Raw genomic sequence first — 1,622 nt, 5'->3', positions numbered from 1 at the left:
GGCATGCCGCGCTTCTCGGCACGCCGTTACAGCCCAAGAAGCCGGGCGGCGTTGTCGTACAGGTTGGCTTTCAGTGCGTCGGGCTCGAAAGGCTGCGCGCACCAGCCCTTGTAGCACTGCTCGAAGCCGCGCAGGGGATAGGCGCTGGCGTAGAGCGTGCGGTACTTCAGGTAGTTGTTGGCGGCCTTCACGTAGTCGCGGGCATAGGGCCAGCCGGGGATGTACAGGTAGCAGTCGGGCATCAGGTAGACGTTGGGGCAGCGCATGGCGACGGCGAGCATGCTCTGCACCTGCGGCCAGCCGCCATGCGAGATGCAGATTTTCATGTTGGGGTACTTGTTGGCGACATGCTGGATGGTGATCGGATCGGAGTAGCTCAGATCCGGGCCGTAGCAGAAGCTCAGGGAAATCAGCGTGATGCCGCCAAGCTCATTCACCTTCTCATAAACGGGATCGATAATCGGATCGTCGGGTTTTAGGGACGGGTCGCACCAGCCCACTTCGAGGCTGATCCCGCGGAATCCCCAGTCGCGGATGCAGCGGGTCACTTCAGCCACGGCGTCCGGCGCATTGGGATCAATGCCCGCAAAGCCGAAAAAGCGATTCGGATCTTTCTGGATGAACTCGCGGATGTCGGCATTGTCGACGAAGCCGTTGGGCCCGCAGTTGCGCCCGATGATCCCGGCCTTGTCGATGCCGTTGGCTTCCATTTCCCGAAAGAACAAGTCCATGTCGCCCTTGTCGGCGGAGGGGATGGGGTCTTTGCCGGTTTCGTAGGGGTCGATATAGGCGGGGTCATGGGAACCGTCGTGTCCGCCGAACATGCCGCCGGTGGTGAAGAAGCTCTTGAAGGGAGGACGGATGCGGAAGTCGAAGAGCATGGTCTTTCTCCTCAGGATAAAGGGTTACAGCGTGAGCGCCGCTTCAAAGCCGCCGTGGACGGCGTCCATGATTTTCGCCGTCTTGCGGCAGTCGCCAACGGCGGCGCAGGGGCAGTCCAGCGCGGCGGAAAGTTCGTTGAACAGGGCGTTGTCGGGGCGGCAGCCCACGGCGACGACGAGGGTGTCGAAGCCGGAGAGGGTTTCTTCCCGGCCTTTTCCGTTGCGGACGGTGACGGCGTTGTCCGCGCCGATGGAAAGAATTTCGTTGCCGGGCCGCAGGTTGATGCCGAGCGAGGCCATGCGGCGCAGCAGGAGCACCCGGGCGCACCATTCCATATCCTTGGCGAGCTGCGGCAGCATCTCAACCACGGTGACGGAGCGGCCCTGCGCCGCGAGGTATTCGGCAGTTTCGCAGCCGATGAGCCCGCCGCCGAGCACGAGGACATTCTTGCCCGCCTCAGCCCCGCTCAGGATGTCCTGTGCGGTGACGGCTCCGGCGGCGGAGGCGCAAAAATGGGGGATGACGGGCAGGCTGCCCGTAGCCACGATCACGGCGTCGGGGGACAGCTCGCGGACGCTTTCCGGCGTGGCCTCGCACGAGAAGCGGAACGCCACGCCCGCGCGTTGGGCCTTGCGGTACAGATAATCCGAAATAAGGCGCAGATCGTCCTTGTGCGGGGGGACGGCGGCAAGGTTGATCTGCCCGCCGTGCCGATCCGAGCGTTCGAGCAGGATGACCTC

2 protein-coding genes are annotated in these 1,622 nt (G+C 63.7%); both read right to left on the bottom strand.

All coding sequences use genetic code 11. The features are described from left to right. Window positions 1–26 precede the first annotated feature (26 nt). Window positions 27–881, bottom strand: a complete 855-nt coding sequence (locus HMPREF0178_RS12390; protein ID WP_009368383.1) for an amidohydrolase family protein — start codon at window positions 879–881, stop codon at window positions 27–29. Between the two features lie 24 nt (window positions 882–905). Next, window positions 906–1,622 (bottom strand): FAD/NAD(P)-binding oxidoreductase (locus HMPREF0178_RS12385; protein WP_009368382.1); only part of this gene is annotated, 717 nt, incomplete at its 5' end.

The organism is Bilophila sp. 4_1_30 (assembly GCF_000224655.1).
Classification (GTDB): domain Bacteria; phylum Desulfobacterota; class Desulfovibrionia; order Desulfovibrionales; family Desulfovibrionaceae; genus Bilophila; species Bilophila wadsworthia.
The sequence above is the reverse complement of the archived record's forward strand: the minus strand, read 5'-3'. Positions and strand labels throughout refer to the sequence as shown.